Below are 17331 nucleotides of genomic sequence, written 5' to 3'. Positions count from 1 at the left end.
AACAAGATGAACACCATGGACCGGCAAATTACGTTTTCTGCTCTTTCCTGTCTTCTTTCTTATCCTGATGAAGAATGGAGAGCCGAGCTTCCTGATTGGAAGTCTCTTATTGTTGAAATCAGCAGCCGGAAAATCAGAGAGAAGCTGCTGCACTTTTTGGAGGCGGCAGCCGGATTTTCTCCGGAAGCGCTGATTGAACACTATGTCTATACGTTCGATTTCGGGAAAAAAACGAATATGTACGTCACCTACTTTAACTCAGGCGAACAAAGGGAACGCGGGATTGAACTGCTGCATTTAAAAAACACCTACCAGCAATCCGGTTTCCTGCCGACAGAGAAAGAACTGCCTGATTACCTGCCGCTGATGCTGGAATTTGCGGCGGCTGCGGAGACTGAAGCGGCGAGAAGCGTGTTTGAGAAATATCTGTCCAATGTGAGGGAGCTGGCATCCCGCCTCGAAAAAAATGACAGCATATACGCCGGGCTCCTGCATGCCCTGCTGGCCGCGCTGGACATTCTCGGCGTGCGTGAATGCATTGAAGAAGGGGCTGTTCAGGCATGAGCGAGCGGGTCCTGTGGGGGATTATGCCGTACATTGTATTGACGATCTTTATCGGCGGGCATATTTACCGCTATCAGCATGACCAGTTTGGCTGGACGGCGAAATCTAGCGAGCTGTTAGAAAAGAAAAAACTCGCGGCGGGCAGCACACTTTTTCACTGGGGACTGCTGTGCGTTGTCGGCGGCCATGTCTTGGGAATTTTGATCCCGGAAGCCGTGTACGCTTCCATCGGCATTTCAGAGCATATGTATCACAAAATAGCGATTGGCGCGGGACTGCCGGCGGGGATCGCGGCGTGTACCGGACTAGTGATCCTGACGTATAGAAGACTGTTTGACAAAAGAATCCGCAAAACCAGCTCGCCATCGGATATCCTTACGCTTATCCTGCTTCTGTTCATGATGCTGTCAGGCGTTGCGGCCACGTTTCTCAACATTGATTCGAAAGGCTTTGATTACAGGGCGACAGTCGGGCCGTGGTTCAGGGAAATCGTTTTGTTCCGGCCTGACGCTTCTTTGATGGAGAGTGTCCCGCTATGGTTTAAGTTTCATATCATCATTGGGTATGTTGTTTTTATCCTCTGGCCGTTTACAAGATTGGTTCACGTGTTCAGCCTGCCGCTCAAGTATTTGACCCGCAGCTATGTTGTTTATCGGAAACGTTCATAAAAATCCCCCTTGCAAGAGGGGGATTTTTATGGTGAAAAAAATAAAAATATAAGATATTTTCTGCCAATGTAATGGCTGGGCAGCCGGGATTCCTGTTATGTTTGATGTGAAATAACATGAACAAAAGGAGAGTGAAGAATGAAGCGGGTTTTCTTCATTTTAGCTGCTTGTCTCATGACAAGCGCCGGCGTCCTGACACTCAGACATTCTCATATATTAACCGGCGGCACGGCCGGACTGTCACTAAGCCTGTCATATTTGTTTCAACCCTCGTTTGCCGTTATCTTCTTTCTGATTAATATCCCATTTTATGTATTTTCCCTCATCAGAATGGGCATCAAATTCACTCTATCTACCGTTTTTGCAGTCACAGTGCTGACTATGTTTACAGGCGCAGATCACTGGCTGCCGCCGTTCTCTGTTTCACCGCTTGCCGGGGCGATTTGCGGCGGATCGCTGATCGGGTTCGGCCTGTCGCTCATGTTTTACCATCAGGCATCGCTCGGCGGCGCCAATATCCTCGCTTTATTTCTGCAAAAGCGCTGCGGATGGAATCCGGGTGCGGTTAATTTCCTCTTCGATTTTGGCGTAGTGCTGGCCGGCATTTTTTCCGTCGGATTGCTGAGAGGGTTCTTCTCCTTAGTGTCGATTGCGGTCACGGGCCTGATCATCGGCATTTTTAAAAATAAAATCAAAAACAGCAGCTCCCTCAAGCCGGTTTTGCTTCATAACCTCACGACGGGGCAATCACAGGAAGCCTCATCGTAAGCCTTTCCGCTCGTTCGGAGAGGCTTTTCATATGTTTACAGGCCGGAAAACAGAGGGTATACAGAGATATCGGATCAGATGGGGGAGAGTCGGGATGCTGAAAAGGAGACTGGAATTTTGCTTTTTATATATGATGCTTATCGGAGCATATGTCATATGGTTTTTTCCGGTTTCCAGGCTTGAGTTTTACGGCGGATTGCTTTGCTATGCAAGCATTATTTTGTTCAGCATTTATTCGTTAATCCTAGAAAACCGCACCTCGCAGCATACACTGTTATGGATTCACATTCTTGTCTTTTTTCCGATCGCCGGGTACTTATTTTACCTTTTTTCCGGCCAGCTTTATGAAAAAGGCAAGCTGTTCAGGTCGAAACGGACATATAACCGGGAAAAGCTGAGGACGATATTTGATATGGAGCAAACTCCCGACTTGTCCGGATTGAAAGGAAATCAAAAGCGTTTCTTTCAGTATTCAATCAAAGCGGCCCATATGAATATCAATACAAAAAGCAGGCTGACGGTGCTCAAAAACGGGGATGAAACATTCCCTGAGCTGTTTGAGGCGCTTCGGGCGGCAACGTCATTTATACATATTGAGTATTACATGTTCAAATCAGACATGCTCGGGCACAAGATGATGGAGATTATGATGGAAAAAGCCCGTGAAGGCGTGGAAGTGCGGTTTTTGTTCGACGCGGCCGGCAGCTTGAAGCTGGCCGGAAAAGACATTAAAAAACTGAAACATGCGGGCGTGAATATCGTCCCGTTTCTGCCGCTGAAATACGGCTTTTTCAACCAGAAATTCAATTTCAGAAATCACCGCAAGATCGTCATCGTTGACGGGAAAACCGGTTTTGTCGGCGGGCTGAATGTCGGCAAGGAATATATCAGCAAAGACCGAAATGTCGGTTTTTGGCGTGACACCCATATGAAAGTCGAAGGAGAAATTGTTCAGACGCTCCACAGCATTTTTATGCTTGATTGGGAATACGTTTCGGATGAGGTGCTTATTGATCAGAAAGCATACAGCCGCCCGGTCCCTGCAGAAAGCGGCGGCATCTATCAAGTCGTTCCGACAGGCCCTGATATGAAGGAGCGGATGAGCGATCTGTATTATGCCATGATTGCGGCAGCCGAATCGTCTGTATGGATTGCGACGCCTTATTTTGTGCCGAATGAGCCGATCCGAACAGCGTTAAAGGAGGCAGCTGCCAGAGGCGTCCAGGTGCGTGTGATGGTGCCGGAAACCAATGACGGGTTTTTAACCCAGTACGCGACGAGATCGTATTTCCCCGAGCTTCTTCGCGAAGGAATCGAAGTCTATTCCTATCAAAAAGGCTTTATGCATCAAAAGGTGCTCATCACTGACGGAAACCTCGCTTCTGTCGGGACGGCGAATATGGACATGAGAAGCTTTCAGCTGAACTTTGAGGTCAATGTCTTTTTTACAGATCAAAAGGCGATCAAAGATCTTGAAGCGCATTATCTGGAGGATATGAGAGAGTCTGAGAAAATCAGCCCCGTCCGTTTCTATAAGCGCACATTATGGGAAAGAACGAAGGAATCCTTCGCGCGGTTATTTTCAGGCGTTTTATAAAAAGCGCTTTAAAAACGCCTTGTGTATAGTATAATTGAGAAATATTATCATTAAGAACGAGGCACAAGGAGGACGGAATCGTGCTGCGACAATTTTTTTCTTATTATAAACCGTACAAAAAGCTGTTTTTTCTCGACTTCTTTTCTGCCATTGCCGGCGGATTAATGGAGCTGAGTTTTCCTCTGATTGTCAATTACTTTATCGATACATTGCTCCCGGGGCGGGATTGGAGTCTGATTATTTTGACTTCCGCTGCTTTATTCGGGGTCTACGCCCTCAGCTCGGCACTTCAGTATGTTGTGACGTATTGGGGCCATATGCTCGGCATTAACATTGAAACCGATATGCGGAAAAAGCTTTTTGACCATCTGCAAAAGCTTTCCTTCAAATTTTACGATAACAATAAAACGGGCAGTTTAATGTCCAAGCTCACCAATGATTTGATGTATATCGGAGAAACCGCCCACCACGGGCCCGAAGATCTGTTTATCGCCATCATGACGATTTTGGGCGCGTTCGGCGTCATGCTGTTCATTAACTGGCAGCTCGCGCTGTTGACGTTTATCATCATGCCGGTCGTCATTTGGCTCGCTCTGTATTTCAATAAAAAAATGACCTCTGCATTTACAAAACTGAACAAAGACGTCGGGGATTTCAGCGCGAGGGTCGAAAACAATATCGGCGGCATCCGCCTTGTCCAGGCTTTCAGTAATGAAGCGTTTGAACAGCAGCGGTTTGACGTGAACAATCAGCGTTTCCGCAAAACAAAGCTGACGTCATATAAAATCATGGCGAAAAACGGCTCGATCAGTTACATGCTGACAAGATTCGTCACGCTGTTCGTCCTGTTGTGCGGCACATGGTTTGTCATCCGCGGATCATTATCCTACGGGGAATTCGTCGCTTTCGTGCTGCTGACGAACGTTCTCTTCCGTCCGATTGATAAAATCAACGCGATTATAGAGATGTACCCGCGGGGCATTGCCGGTTTTAAAAGCTTTATGGAAATCCTGGAAACGGAGCCTGACATCAAGGATGCCCCGAATGCGAAACATGTGTCGGGTTTAAAAGGGAATATCCGCTATGATCATGTGTCATTCGGCTATGAAGAAAACAATCCGGTGCTGTCCGGCATTAATTTGTCCATTCAAGCGGGGGAGACGGTCGCATTTGTCGGGCCTTCGGGAGCGGGGAAATCAACGCTGACAAGTCTGCTGCCGCGTTTTTATGAACCGTCTGAAGGCGCGATTTCCATCGACGGAATTGATATTAAAGACATGACGCTGTCATCTCTGCGCGGGCAAATCGGCGTCGTCCAGCAGGATGTCTTTCTGTTTTCCGGCACATTGCGGGAAAACATTGCTTACGGACGGCTGGACGCGTCCGAGGAAGAAATCTGGCAGGCCGTCCGCCAGGCGCATTTAGAGGATTTGGTAAACGGGTATCCTGCCGGTTTAGACACGGTGATCGGCGAACGCGGAGTGAAGCTGTCAGGCGGACAGAAGCAGCGGCTTTCCATCGCCAGAATGTTTTTGAAAAACCCGCCGATCTTAATTTTGGATGAGGCTACATCGGCTCTCGATACAGAGACAGAAGCCGCCATTCAAAAGTCTCTGCAGGAACTTTCTGAAGGCCGCACGACACTTGTGATCGCCCATCGGCTGGCTACGGTTAAGGATGCGGACCGGATCGTCGTCGTCACGAAAGAAGGCATCGCCGAACAAGGACACCACAAGGAACTGCTGGCATCCGGCGGCATGTACCAAAGACTCCATCAGGCGCAATTCGGCGAACTGATTCATTAATATAGAAAAAGGATAGACGAACGGGGGCCGAGGCGCCTCCTGTCTATCCTTTTTTATGTAGTCCGTATTTAATGGGCTTCTTTTTGCGCAGGTTCGATGATATGTTTGAAACGGTCAATGAGCTGCACCGCTTTCTTTCCTTCCACTACAATTAAGTATTCTTGTTCTTTATGCGCCATTCTGAACGTTTCCAGTTCGATGATGTCTTTGATTTTGCACATCGTTTTTTTAGAGTAGATATACAGCTCGTGGCCTCCCGTGTGGCAAAGCTGATAAAGCTGAAGCATGTTTCGTAAAGTGAACTTCTTAGCGGCTATTTTCAAAGATGTAATGTTTTTCATGTGTTTTCTCCTCCGTCTGATGGTCTGTTATTTCGGAAATTCCCCATATAAACCGGTGATAAACCTGGTTATGCTTTCCACCTCAGCACGCCTCCCGCCAGGCGTTTGACTCCGCGGATAGCGCTTAATTCTTCGACGAGCCGAAGCAGCGCCCGGTCTTTCTCTTTCGCTTCAATCATAAAGTCGATATCCGTCTCCCATTGTCTGAACCGCTCCAGCACCGGCAGAATAAAATTCGCATCCACATAGTCCGCATGACTGCGCACGGCTGCTTCTGATTTTGGCGAGGAGAGGTGGACCTTCGGCTTTAAGCCGATCCGCTGCCATGTTTTCATCATCCGCGGGAGAATGTCATCTAAATCAGCGTCATCGGCCGGATTGGCGTAAAAATGATGATAATCAAACACAAACGGAATGCCCTCTTGTTCACATACACTGAGTGTTTCTTCAGATGTATACGTTTTATCATCGTTTTCCAAAGTCATCCGCTGTTTGATGATATCGGGGAGTTCTTTCAGATTCATGCTGAAACGGTCAAGCGCGCTTTGTTTGTCGCCATAAGCGCCTCCGATATGAATGTTAATGACGGAGCGGTCCGCGATGCCCATGGCGTCCAGCATGTCATAATGATAGGCCATATCCTTGACCGCATTAGCGGTAATGTCCCGTTTCGGGCTTGTGAAAAGGGTGAATTGGTTCGGGTGAAAGCTCGTTCTGAGATCATATTTTCTGACCAGCCCGCCGATCTCACGGAACTCCTGGCGAAACGGCGTGACAAAATCCCACAGTACATCCGGGTGCGTGGCGAGCGGCACAATCGAGCTTGAGAACCTGTACAAAGGGATGCCGTGTCCGACCGCATAGTGGAGGGTGCGCAGCGTGTTGGTAAGATTTGCTTTCGTCACAGAAAGCAGGGCCTCTTTCCGCTCGCCGGGTGAAAGTTTTGTATAGCGCGCATATGTTAAGGTTTTGGCGGGGGATGCGTCCCAAAGGCACATGGCGTTTGAAACGAAACCGAATCTGAACAGCATATGGTTTCTCCTTTATAAAAAATAAGATATGGCTTTTCCCAGCCATTCTGCAGGAAGCTGTCTGAAGGAGCGCTGTTTCACTTTTTCTAATGTGAGAAGCTCGGATTTTTCGATGTCCTGCTTTATGGTTGAGAGCACTTCTTCCGTAAAGGCCTCATCGTTAATGATGACATTCACTTCTTCATTCAAGAACAGGCTCCGTTTATCAAAGTTCGGCGTACCGATAATGCTGATGCGGTCGTCTATAATGAAGGCTTTGACGTGATAAAAGCCTTGATAATACCGGTAGATGAGACAGCCTGCTTTCAAAAGCTCGGGATAATAGGTAAACGCTGTTTCCCGAACGAGCGGATGGTCTGACTTCATCGGCACGATCAAGGTGACTTTGACGCCTTTTCGGCAGGCTGCAATAAGCGCTGCCTGAAGCCTTTTGCTCGGTACATAATAAGGCGTGCCGATTATGATTTTTTTCTCCGCCTTAAGGATGCAGTTTTCATAATGCGATTCAAGCGAAAAACCGTCCGACGCATATGTTCTATGAGAGATATTCCCTTCCGGCAACGGCGGATAAACCTCGGGTGACTCGGGTGTTTTTCCGGTGTTTCGTTTCAGGTCGCTTAAAAAAAGAGTCTGGAGATCCGCCGTGCCTTCGCCGGTCATCCGCAGATGATAATCCTCCCAGTTTCCGAACTTCGCTTTTTTGCCGAGATACTCTTCCGCGATGTTGAATCCGCCTACATAGCCGATTTTGCCGTCAATGACGGTTACTTTCCGGTGATTCCGTTTTTGCAGCTTGAAAAAAAGAAACGGAAATCCGGGTTTGTTCAGAAAATGAACATGAACGCCGGCTTTTTTCATCGTTTGAATAGAAGGCTTTTTCACTTGGCGGCTGCCCGCCCAATCAAGCAGCAGATATACGGAGACGCCGGCCTGCGCCTTTTCTTTCAATAAATGAAACATATCAAGGCAGACTTGGTCGTTCTTCATAATAAAAAACATCATATGAATAGAAGAGACGGCTTGGCGGATATCGGCCGTCATTTGCTGCACAAGCTCGCCGCCGCAGTGAATGAGTCTGATATCACTCTTTTTCGGGTCAAAAACGGGCTCATACGCCTGTTTTTTGTACGCCGCCCGGCCAAGCAGCATATCAAGCAGCATAAGTGCGATTAAAATGATGAAAATGATAAGCAACACAACAAAGACCTTCATACCGACGCTCCTTTCCGAAGTATCCGTAGTGTGCCCTGAGAATGCGAATTTAATTATTGACTGAACACTCATTCATTATTTATGATAAAGTAAAGATATGACAATGCAGAGGGGAATCAGAACAAAGGGGGAGACAAGATGAACGCTTTTCTCATGGTAAACGCGCTGCTGTTCTTAGCTGTAACCGCTTACGCCGTTTATTTATTCGTTTACCTGATCAGAACGAGGATCGCTTATATTAAGCTCGGCCAAAGGGAAGAATTTGATAAACGCCTGAAAGAACGTCTGCAAATGATATGGGTGAATGTGTTCGGACAGAAAAAATTGCTGAAAGATAAAAAAAGCGGAATCATCCACGTTCTGTTTTTTTACGGGTTTATACTCGTTCAGTTCGGCGCAATTGATTTTATTCTGAAAGGGCTGCTTCCCGACCGGCATTTGCCGTTCGGCCCGCTTTATCCGGCGTTTACGTTTTTTCAGGAAATCGTCACGTTTCTTATTTTAATTGCCGTGGTTTGGGCGTTTTACCGGCGCTACATTGAAAAACTCGTCAGACTGAAACGCGGGTTTAAAGCGGGGCTTGTCCTGCTGTTCATCGGCGGACTGATGGTGACGGTGCTTCTCGGGAACGCCATGAACCTTTTATGGCACGATCATTCTTTGTCCTGGACGGAGCCGATCGCTTCCTCCATTGCGTTTGTGCTCGGCGGTCTTTCAGCACCGGCCGCAGCCGCCGTGTTTTATGTTTCATGGTGGCTTCATCTGTTGTTTTTGCTCAGCTTTTTAGTGTACGTGCCGCAGTCAAAGCATGCACACTTAATTGCGGGTCCGGCGAATGTGTTCCTCAGCAGGCTGGATTCAAAAGGGAAACTGGAAAAAATTGATTTCACCGATGAAACGAAAGAAAGCTACGGTGTCGGAAAGATTGAAGACTTCCGCCGCTCCCAGCTTGTCGATCTTTATGCCTGCGTCGAATGCGGCCGCTGTACAAATATGTGTCCTGCTTCCGGTACGGGCAAAATGCTTTCACCGATGGATCTCATCTTAAAGCTGAGAGACCACCTGACGGAAAAGGGCGCTGCCGTGACATCAAAATCTCCGTGGGTGCCCGCGCCCGTTTTTCAGCATACGAAGGCGAATCAGCTCGCGGCGGCTTCCTCAGGGGGAGGGTCGCGTGAAGCGGCGGCAGCCATTGACTACAACCCGAGCTTAATCGGCGAGGTCATTACGGAAGAGGAAATCTGGGCGTGCACCACATGCCGCAACTGTGAAGATCAATGTCCGGTCATGAATGAACACGTTGATAAAATTATCGATCTGCGCCGCTATCTTGTGCTTACGGAAGGGAAGATGGACAGCGATGCGCAGCGGGCCATGACAAGCATTGAAAGACAGGGAAACCCGTGGGGCTTAAACCGGAAAGAGCGGGAAAACTGGCGGGAGCAGACGGATACAGAGATTCCGACAGTGAAAGAAATGAAAAAACAAGAGAAAGAGTTTGATTATTTGTTTTGGGTCGGTTCAATGGGTTCTTATGACAACAGAAGCCAAAAGATCGCTGTCTCATTTGCAAAACTGCTCAATGAAGCGGGCGTATCCTTTGCGATACTCGGCAATAAAGAAAAAAACTCAGGCGATACGCCGCGCCGATTAGGCAACGAGTTTCTGTTCCAAGAGCTGGCGGAACACAACATCGGCGAATTTGAAAAACACGGGATCAAAAAAATCGTCACGATTGACCCGCACGCCTATAATATGTTCAAAAATGAATATCCGGATTTCGGATTCCAGGCTGAAGTCTATCATCATACTGAATTATTAGCCGAGCTGGTGTCGCAGGGGAAACTAAAACCGCTTCATCCGGTGAATGAAACGATCACCTTCCATGACTCATGCTATTTAGGCAGATACAATGAAGTGTATGAGCCGCCGAGAGCGATCTTAAAAGCCATCCCGGGCGTTCAATTGAAGGAAATGGAGCGCAGCCGCGAAAATGGAATGTGCTGCGGCGCCGGGGGAGGCCTCATGTGGATGGAAGAAGAAACGGGAGTGAGAATCAACACGGCCCGGACTGAGCAGGCGCTTTCTGTCAGCCCGACGGTCATCAGCTCCGGCTGCCCTTACTGCCTGACCATGCTCGGTGACGGTACAAAAGCGAAAGAAGCCGAAGACGCGATCGGCACTTATGATGTCAGTGAATTGCTCGCCATGTCTGTATTCGGTACGGAAAAACAAGAGTCTTCATAGAGGGAAGCAGGCCGCCCGCGCATATGCCGGCGGCTTTGTTTTCGCACATCGGCCGAATTATGAAGGGACGCCTCTAAAATTTCTTAAATTACACTGTTAAGGGTAGCATATTCTGTTTTAATTTGTTTATAATGAGAGGTATGGTTTATGAACAAAACAATACAAAATCGTTCTTATTATAGGATAGAAACAGATACATATAAGTAATAGAAAGGGAGTGTCCGACCTTGAGTATCAAACAATATTCTCAGGAACAGCTGAAGCAGATGGCTTTAGTTGAAATCGCTCACGAAATTTTCTCAGAACATAAAAAACCGGTTCCGTTCCAGGAGCTGCTGAATGAAATTACTTCCTTGCTCGGTGTTACGAAAGAGGAACTGGGTGACCGCATCGCCCAATTTTATACCGACCTCAACATTGACGGCCGCTTTATTGCTCTGTCAGATCAGACTTGGGGGCTTCGCAGCTGGTATCCGTACGATCAGCTGGACGAAGAAACACAGCCGACTGTAAAAGCGAAAAAGAAAAAAGCGAAAAAAGCCGTTGAGGAAGATCTTGATCTTGACGAATTCGAGGAAGTTGATGAAGATGACATCGATCTCGATGAATTGGAAGAAGATATTGATCTTGAAGCAGACAGCTTTGACGACGAAGATATCGACGATGAAGAAGATGACGACGATCTTGAGATCGAAGAGGATATGATTGAAGAAGATGAGGAAGATGATGAAGATGAAGACGAGGATCAAAAACGCTGATTTCATAGCAGCAAAACGATCTTGACTTTCATTGTCGAACTATGTAGTATGTATTTTGGGCTCTTCAAAAAGAAGAGAATTCATAAGAGTGCTACGCTCCCTTTCAAGAAATTGAAAGGGAGCTTTCTTATTTTCATCTCCCAAATTCTTTTATACATCATTTGTTTTTAGTGAAATGATTTTCTATAAAACGGCACATTTTAAAGAATGTAGCGCAGACCGAAGAGAGGAGCAAACGAAATGACGAAATATATTTTTGTAACCGGGGGAGTTGTATCTTCACTCGGAAAAGGAATTGTGGCAGCATCACTGGGCCGCCTGTTGAAAAACAGAGGCATGAGCGTCACCATCCAAAAATTTGACCCTTATATCAACGTTGACCCGGGAACGATGAGCCCGTACCAGCACGGTGAGGTGTTCGTAACCGATGACGGCGCCGAGACTGACCTTGACTTAGGGCACTACGAGCGTTTCATTGACATTAATCTGAACAGATTCAGCAACGTGACGACCGGTAAAATCTACTCTGCTGTATTGAAGAAAGAACGCCGCGGGGACTACCTCGGGGGAACGGTTCAGGTCATTCCGCATATCACAAATGAACTGAAAGACCGCGTTTACCGCGCCGGCAAAGAAACAAATGCAGATGTAGTCATTACTGAGATCGGCGGAACCGTGGGAGATATCGAATCCCTTCCGTTCCTTGAAGCCATCCGTCAAATGAAAAGCGACATCGGCCATGAAAACGTAATGTACATTCACTGTACGCTTGTTCCGTACATCAAAGCGGCGGGCGAGCTGAAAACAAAACCGACGCAGCACAGCGTAAAAGAGCTGAGAAGCCTCGGCATTCAGCCTAATATCATCGTCGTGCGCACAGAAATGCCGATTTCTCAAGATATGAAAGATAAAATCGCGCTCTTCTGCGATATTGACACGAAAGCCGTTATTGAATGTGAAGATGCGGACAACCTTTACTCCATCCCGCTTAACCTTCAGGAGCAGGGACTCGATAAGCTTGTCTGCGATCATATGAAATTAGAGTGCAAAGATCCGGATATGACGGAATGGAAAGACCTTGTCACAAGAGTGAAAAACTTGTCTAAAACCATTACAATCAGCCTCGTCGGAAAATACGTCGAGCTTCAGGACGCTTATATTTCAGTCGTTGAATCACTGCGCCACGCGGGCTATGCGTTTGACGCTGATGTGAAGATCAAATGGATTAACGCCGAAGAAGTGACAGAAAGCAATATTCAAGAGCTGACTGACGGCACAGACGGAATCATCGTGCCCGGCGGTTTCGGAGACCGCGGTGTAGAAGGGAAAATCATCGCCGCCAAGTACGCGCGTGAAAATAAAATTCCGTTCTTCGGCATCTGCCTCGGTATGCAGATTGCATCCATTGAATATGCGCGAAACGTATTAGGTCTGGAAGGGGCTCACTCTGCGGAGATCGATCCGTCCACTCCTTATCCGATCATTGACCTTCTTCCTGAACAAAAAGATGTCGAGGATCTCGGAGGAACGCTTCGTCTCGGTCTGTACCCTTGTAAGCTTCAGGAAGACACGAAAGCTTTCGAAGCATATGCGGATGAAGTGGTATACGAACGCCACCGCCACCGTTATGAATTCAATAATGAATACAGACAGCAAATGGAAGAGAACGGTTTTGTGTTCTCAGGCACAAGCCCTGACGGCCGCCTTGTGGAAATTATCGAGCTGAAAGACCATCCTTGGTATGTCGCTTGCCAATTCCACCCTGAGTTCAAATCAAGACCGACAAGACCTCAGCCTTTATTCAAAGACTTTATCGGCGCTTCCGTACAAGCTGCCGAACAGAAGTAATAAAAAAAGACTTGCCTCCGTTAAAAGCGGCAAGTCTTTTTTCTTCATCAGTTATATTCCTGCACCATTTCCTTTAATGTAAAGGACAGTGCGTGATAGACATACAGGCCTGTCATTAATGAAGGAAAGCCGTATCTTGTTCCGTCTTCATCGGGCAGAAGCGGCATTTTTAATTTGCTGTCAATATGAACATCACAAAATGCCTCAATCCCGGTTTGATCCTTGATGACGGGAGACACGCACACAAGGCCGATCCCTTTTTCATAAAGTTTTTTTGCCAGCGCCTGTTCTTCAGCCGTACCCGGGCCTGAACAGAACATCAGCACCCTGTCGCTTTCTGTAATCGAATCAGCTGTATCCGGAAACGCCTTGACCGAAGGCATCGGTTCAGAGCCGAGTTCCGCCTCGCACAAAATGCCCTGCATCTCATTTGCGCCGTATAAATAGATGGAATGGCCGCTGACGGCAGCCTGAGCCAGCAGCCGTGCGCCGTCTTCTATTGCTTCGGATTCCTTATCCTGAATGCGGGAAAAAATGCCTGCAAGCTGCGTCGTAAAGATCTTTAACATGAGTGAAACCTCCTTTACACTAACAAGAACAGTATACAACAAAAGAGAAAATGCTCAGAAAATGTCGGAAAGTAGACTATTATAATTAAAGGAAATGTGAAAATCAAACAGAATACATTAACAACTGCTTCCTTTTGACGAAAATGATAATATTGGGGTGTAAAATGATGAATGAAAAGATTTTAATCGTAGATGACCAATATGGTATACGTATATTGCTCAATGAAGTGTTTCATAAAGAAGGGTACCAGACGTTTCAGGCCGCCAACGGCATACAGGCGCTGGACATCGTAACGAAAGAACGGCCGGATCTTGTGCTTTTAGATATGAAAATCCCCGGCATGGACGGAATCGAAATTCTCAAACGCATGAAAATGATCGACGGCTCCATCCGCGTCATTATTATGACCGCTTACGGAGAACTCGATATGATTAAGGAATCAAAAGAGCTCGGAGCGCTGACTCATTTTGCAAAACCTTTCGACATTGACGAGATCAGAGACGCGGTGAAAAAGTATTTACCTCTAAAATCGAATTAATAAAATTAGAAACAATTATGTCATTGTGTTGCCGATTTGTCGAAAAGTTGGTATCCTAGAGATGGAGAAAAAGCGATCTGTTGTTTTACATATGACAGGTTTTTATGGTCATGCTATAGGGTGGAAAGCTTTTTTCGAGAAGAAGCAAATCAGGCTACATAAGGAGGACTTTCGACATGCCTTTAGTTTCAATGACGGAAATGTTGAATACAGCTAAAGAAAAAGGTTATGCTGTTGGACAATTTAACCTAAATAACCTTGAGTTCACTCAAGCTATTTTACAAGCAGCAGAAGAGGAAAAATCCCCGGTTATTCTAGGTGTTTCAGAAGGCGCGGGACGCTACATGGGCGGCTTCAAAACAGTCGTTGCCATGGTTAAAGCTCTTATGGAAGAATACAAAGTGACAGTACCTGTTGCCATTCACTTAGACCACGGTTCAAGCTTTGAATCTTGTGCGAAAGCGATTCATGCAGGCTTCACTTCTGTAATGATCGACGCATCTCACCATCCGTTTGAGGAAAACGTAGCAACTACATCTAAAGTGGTTGAGCTTGCTCATTTCCACGGCGTTTCAGTTGAAGCTGAGCTCGGAACTGTCGGCGGACAGGAAGATGACGTTATCGCTGAAGGCGTAATCTATGCTGACCCTAAAGAGTGTCAAGAACTTGTAGAGCGCACTGGCATCGACTGCCTTGCACCTGCATTAGGTTCTGTTCACGGCCCTTACAAAGGCGAACCGAACCTCGGTTTCAAAGAAATGGAAGACATCGGCAAATCAACCGGCCTTCCGTTAGTACTTCACGGCGGTACAGGAATTCCGACTGCCGACATTAAAAAATCAATCTCACTTGGTACGGCTAAAATCAACGTAAACACTGAAAACCAAATTTCTTCTGCAAAAGCTGTCCGCGAAACATTGGCAGCTAAGCCGGACGAATACGATCCTCGTAAATATCTTGGACCTGCTCGTGAAGCGATCAAAGAAACGGTTATCGGTAAAATGCGTGAGTTCGGTTCTTCAAACCAAGCTTAATCCGGTGTAACATCCATAAACCGCCTGACAGCATTGACAGGCGGTTTTATGTCTTACCTTTAGAAAGCGCAATCATGTTTTACAGTTCTGAAAACTTATTACTGGGGAGGCTTTCCTTATGTTATTTTTCATTGATACAGCAAACATTGACGAGATTAAAGAAGCTTACGAACTTGGCGTTCTTGCCGGAGTGACGACAAACCCTAGTTTAGTAGCAAAAGAAGCTGACGTGACTTTCCATGACAGACTTCGTGAAATTACGGAAGTCGTGAGCGGATCAGTAAGCGCAGAAGTCATTTCCCTGAATGCTGAAGAAATGATTGAAGAAGGTAAAGAACTGGCGAAAATCGCGCCGAATATCACGGTGAAAATCCCGATGACGTCTGAAGGGTTAAAAGCCGTAAAAGCGCTGAGCGACCTGAACATAAAAACAAACGTAACGCTCATCTTCAGCGCCAACCAGGCGCTTTTAGCCGCAAGAGCCGGAGCGACTTATGTATCTCCGTTCTTAGGCCGCCTGGATGATATCGGCCATAACGGCCTTGACCTGATTTCAGAAGTAAGACAGATTTTTGACCTTCATGACATTGATACACAAATCATCGCAGCTTCCATCCGTCATGCGCAGCACGTGACTGAAGCGGCTTTGCGCGGTGCACATATCGGTACGATGCCGCTGAAAGTCATTCACCAGCTGACAAAACATCCGTTAACGGATAAAGGCATTGAGCAATTTTTGGCAGACTGGAATAAATAAGGGTGTAATGGGCGGCAAACCGGTTGCATCCGTTTGCCGCACCCTATTTCCTGTTTGACGGCGGGCCTTCATATCAAAGTTCCCCGGAATGTGAACCCGGCGGGTCTCTGTGCATCCTGTGTAAAAAATGCCCCGTAAAGCTTCGCTATTTTCTTCCTGTTATTTTATAATGTCCTTGTATTCTTTCTCTTCGAATTGGCTACATTTTGGACAAGAGCTTTATTTGCAGAGACAGAATAAAATGCCATTTTATTTATGCTCCGCAGCTATCTTCTTATGGAAGGAGACTATCATGGAAAAGTTGAATATTGCCGGCGGCGATCCGTTAAACGGAACCGTACATATCAGCGGTGCGAAAAACAGCGCCGTCGCATTGATACCCGCAACCATTCTGGCAAATTCCGAAGTAACGATCGAAGGGCTTCCGGAGATCTCAGATATTGAAACGCTGCGTGACCTGCTGAAAGAAATCGGCGGAAACGTCCATTTTGAAAAAGGAGAAATGGTCGTGGACCCTTCACCGATGATCAGCATGCCGCTTCCCAACGGCAAAGTGAAAAAACTCCGTGCTTCTTATTATTTAATGGGCGCGATGCTCGGCCGCTTCAAACAGGCGGTCATCGGACTGCCGGGCGGGTGCCATCTCGGGCCTCGGCCGATTGACCAGCATATAAAAGGGTTTGAGGCGCTTGGGGCTGAAGTCACCAATGAACAAGGCGCGATTTATCTGCGCGCCGAAAGGCTGAGAGGCGCACGGATTTATTTAGATGTCGTCAGCGTCGGGGCGACGATCAATATCATGCTTGCCGCTGTGCTCGCTGAAGGAAAAACCGTGATAGAAAACGCCGCCAAGGAACCTGAGATTATTGATGTTGCCACACTGCTCACCAGCATGGGCGCAAAGATAAAAGGCGCGGGAACCAATGTGATCAGAATCGACGGCGTGAAAGAGCTGCACGGGTGCAGACATACCATCATACCGGACAGAATTGAGGCGGGCACCTTTATGATCGCCGGCGCGGCGATGGGGAAAGAAGTCATTATTGATAATGTCATACCGACCCACCTGGAGTCTTTGACGGCGAAGCTCAGGGAAATGGGTTTTCACATCGAGACGAGTGACGACCAGCTTCTTATGCTCGGCGGGCAGAAGCAGATAAAACCGGTCGACGTAAAAACGCTTGTTTACCCGGGATTCCCGACTGACCTTCAGCAGCCGATGACCTCTCTGTTAACGAGAGCGGGCGGCACGAGTGTCGTGACTGACACCATCTACTCGGCCAGATTTAAGCATATTGATGAGCTGAGACGGATGGGGGCCAACATGAAAGTGGAAGGCAGGTCGGCGATTATCACCGGTCCGGCCGAGCTGCAGGGCGCAAAAGTAAAGGCGAGCGATCTGCGTGCAGGCGCTTGTCTGGTCGTAGCAGGGCTGATGGCCGACGGCGTAACGGAAATTACCGGTCTTGAGCATTTGGACCGCGGCTACAGCAATCTTGAGAAAAAACTCGAAGGCCTGGGCGCCACAATCTGGCGGCAGAGGCTGACGGACGAAGAGATAGAACAGCTCCAAAATTCATAGAAATGCGGACT

16 protein-coding genes are annotated in these 17331 nt (G+C 47.3%); 12 read left to right on the top strand and 4 right to left on the bottom strand.

What is annotated here, in order from left to right:
- The first annotated feature begins 6 nt into the window (after positions 1 to 6).
- The 5 genes from narJ (at position 7) to AD710_RS06345 (ending at position 5402) form a co-directional block, all read left to right on the top strand.
- Positions 7 to 564, top strand: coding sequence for a nitrate reductase molybdenum cofactor assembly chaperone (narJ, locus tag AD710_RS06365; RefSeq protein WP_049627584.1), 558 nt, complete (start codon positions 7 to 9; stop codon positions 562 to 564).
- The gene (gene narI, locus AD710_RS06360) at positions 561 to 1232 is read left to right on the top strand and encodes a respiratory nitrate reductase subunit gamma (protein ID WP_049627583.1); all 672 of its coding nucleotides are present in this window, start codon (positions 561 to 563) and stop codon (positions 1230 to 1232) included. The genes narJ and narI overlap by 4 nt, the downstream gene beginning before the upstream one ends.
- 138 nt (positions 1233 to 1370) lie before the next feature.
- A complete protein-coding gene (locus AD710_RS06355) occupies positions 1371 to 2000 on the top strand; it encodes a YitT family protein (RefSeq protein WP_049627582.1) in 630 nt (209 codons plus the stop codon).
- Between the two features lie 94 nt (positions 2001 to 2094).
- On the top strand, positions 2095 to 3597 hold the full coding sequence (gene cls / locus AD710_RS06350; RefSeq protein ID WP_016937608.1) for a cardiolipin synthase: 1503 nt from the start codon (positions 2095 to 2097) through the stop codon (positions 3595 to 3597).
- Between the two features lie 80 nt (positions 3598 to 3677).
- Positions 3678 to 5402, top strand: a complete 1725-nt coding sequence (locus AD710_RS06345; protein WP_016937609.1) for an ABC transporter ATP-binding protein — start codon at positions 3678 to 3680, stop codon at positions 5400 to 5402.
- 68 nt (positions 5403 to 5470) lie between these two features.
- Here the strand turns inward: AD710_RS06345 and AD710_RS06340 are convergent, their stop codons facing one another.
- From AD710_RS06340 to cls (AD710_RS06330), 3 genes are all read right to left on the bottom strand, one after another.
- A complete protein-coding gene (locus AD710_RS06340) occupies positions 5471 to 5743 on the bottom strand; it encodes a hypothetical protein (RefSeq protein WP_007407620.1) in 273 nt (90 codons plus the stop codon).
- A gap of 68 nt (positions 5744 to 5811) precedes the next feature.
- Entirely contained in the window at positions 5812 to 6774 is a 963-nt protein-coding gene (gene uvsE / locus AD710_RS06335) for a UV DNA damage repair endonuclease UvsE (protein ID WP_049627581.1), read from the bottom strand.
- A 12-nt stretch (positions 6775 to 6786) separates the two neighbouring features.
- A complete protein-coding gene (cls, locus tag AD710_RS06330) occupies positions 6787 to 7986 on the bottom strand; it encodes a cardiolipin synthase (RefSeq protein WP_045926578.1) in 1200 nt (399 codons plus the stop codon).
- Between the two features lie 138 nt (positions 7987 to 8124).
- Between cls (AD710_RS06330) and AD710_RS06325 the strand changes: the two genes are divergently transcribed.
- The 3 genes from AD710_RS06325 to pyrG all read left to right on the top strand — a co-directional run bounded on the left by AD710_RS06325 (position 8125) and on the right by pyrG (position 12839).
- The gene (locus AD710_RS06325; RefSeq protein WP_049627580.1) at positions 8125 to 10233 is read left to right on the top strand and encodes a (Fe-S)-binding protein; all 2109 of its coding nucleotides are present in this window, start codon (positions 8125 to 8127) and stop codon (positions 10231 to 10233) included.
- 227 nt (positions 10234 to 10460) lie between these two features.
- Positions 10461 to 10991 (top strand): DNA-directed RNA polymerase subunit delta, encoded by a 531-nt coding sequence (gene rpoE / locus AD710_RS06320; protein WP_049627579.1) that lies wholly within the window; start codon positions 10461 to 10463, stop codon positions 10989 to 10991.
- 240 nt (positions 10992 to 11231) lie between these two features.
- Complete coding sequence (pyrG, locus tag AD710_RS06315) at positions 11232 to 12839, top strand: glutamine hydrolyzing CTP synthase (RefSeq protein WP_016937615.1); 1608 nt, start codon at positions 11232 to 11234, stop codon at positions 12837 to 12839.
- Between the two features lie 47 nt (positions 12840 to 12886).
- Here the strand turns inward: pyrG and AD710_RS06310 are convergent, their stop codons facing one another.
- Entirely contained in the window at positions 12887 to 13408 is a 522-nt protein-coding gene (locus AD710_RS06310) for a DUF2529 domain-containing protein (protein WP_045926576.1), read from the bottom strand.
- A gap of 164 nt (positions 13409 to 13572) precedes the next feature.
- Here AD710_RS06310 and spo0F point away from each other — a divergent pair, with 164 nt between their 5' ends.
- The 4 genes from spo0F to AD710_RS06290 all read left to right on the top strand — a co-directional run bounded on the left by spo0F (position 13573) and on the right by AD710_RS06290 (position 17320).
- A complete protein-coding gene (gene spo0F, locus AD710_RS06305; RefSeq protein ID WP_095241197.1) occupies positions 13573 to 13947 on the top strand; it encodes a sporulation initiation phosphotransferase Spo0F in 375 nt (124 codons plus the stop codon).
- Between the two features lie 176 nt (positions 13948 to 14123).
- Positions 14124 to 14981 (top strand): class II fructose-bisphosphate aldolase, encoded by an 858-nt coding sequence (locus AD710_RS06300; RefSeq protein ID WP_016937618.1) that lies wholly within the window; start codon positions 14124 to 14126, stop codon positions 14979 to 14981.
- A 118-nt stretch (positions 14982 to 15099) separates the two neighbouring features.
- Positions 15100 to 15738 carry a fructose-6-phosphate aldolase gene (gene fsa, locus AD710_RS06295; RefSeq protein WP_016937619.1) on the top strand — a complete coding sequence of 213 codons (639 nt, stop codon included), beginning with the start codon at positions 15100 to 15102 and terminating at the stop codon, positions 15736 to 15738.
- A 292-nt stretch (positions 15739 to 16030) separates the two neighbouring features.
- Positions 16031 to 17320 (top strand): UDP-N-acetylglucosamine 1-carboxyvinyltransferase, encoded by a 1290-nt coding sequence (locus AD710_RS06290; RefSeq protein ID WP_016937620.1) that lies wholly within the window; start codon positions 16031 to 16033, stop codon positions 17318 to 17320.
- The last annotated feature ends 11 nt before the right edge of the window (positions 17321 to 17331 follow it).

Source organism: Bacillus sp. JFL15, assembly GCF_001184225.1.
In the GTDB taxonomy this organism is placed as follows: domain Bacteria; phylum Bacillota; class Bacilli; order Bacillales; family Bacillaceae; genus Bacillus; species Bacillus siamensis.
The sequence above is the reverse complement of the archived record's forward strand: the minus strand, read 5'-3'. Positions and strand labels throughout refer to the sequence as shown.

Excerpts from the sequence above, each read along its gene's own strand:
- cls (WP_045926578.1), bottom strand. The coding sequence starts at position 7,986 with ATGAAGGTCTTTGTTGTGTTGCTTATCATTTTCATCATTTTAATCGCA.
- uvsE (WP_049627581.1), bottom strand. The coding sequence starts at position 6,774 with ATGCTGTTCAGATTCGGTTTCGTTTCAAACGCCATGTGCCTTTGGGAC.
- narJ (WP_049627584.1), top strand. The coding sequence starts at position 7 with ATGAACACCATGGACCGGCAAATTACGTTTTCTGCTCTTTCCTGTCTT.
- AD710_RS06300 (WP_016937618.1), top strand. The coding sequence starts at position 14,124 with ATGCCTTTAGTTTCAATGACGGAAATGTTGAATACAGCTAAAGAAAAA.
- AD710_RS06290 (WP_016937620.1), top strand. The coding sequence starts at position 16,031 with ATGGAAAAGTTGAATATTGCCGGCGGCGATCCGTTAAACGGAACCGTA.
- AD710_RS06355 (WP_049627582.1), top strand. The coding sequence starts at position 1,371 with ATGAAGCGGGTTTTCTTCATTTTAGCTGCTTGTCTCATGACAAGCGCC.
- AD710_RS06310 (WP_045926576.1), bottom strand. The coding sequence starts at position 13,408 with ATGTTAAAGATCTTTACGACGCAGCTTGCAGGCATTTTTTCCCGCATT.
- AD710_RS06325 (WP_049627580.1), top strand. The coding sequence starts at position 8,125 with ATGAACGCTTTTCTCATGGTAAACGCGCTGCTGTTCTTAGCTGTAACC.
- AD710_RS06340 (WP_007407620.1), bottom strand. The coding sequence starts at position 5,743 with ATGAAAAACATTACATCTTTGAAAATAGCCGCTAAGAAGTTCACTTTA.
- narI (WP_049627583.1), top strand. The coding sequence starts at position 561 with ATGAGCGAGCGGGTCCTGTGGGGGATTATGCCGTACATTGTATTGACG.
- cls (WP_016937608.1), top strand. The coding sequence starts at position 2,095 with ATGCTGAAAAGGAGACTGGAATTTTGCTTTTTATATATGATGCTTATC.
- spo0F (WP_095241197.1), top strand. The coding sequence starts at position 13,573 with ATGATGAATGAAAAGATTTTAATCGTAGATGACCAATATGGTATACGT.
- pyrG (WP_016937615.1), top strand. The coding sequence starts at position 11,232 with ATGACGAAATATATTTTTGTAACCGGGGGAGTTGTATCTTCACTCGGA.
- fsa (WP_016937619.1), top strand. The coding sequence starts at position 15,100 with ATGTTATTTTTCATTGATACAGCAAACATTGACGAGATTAAAGAAGCT.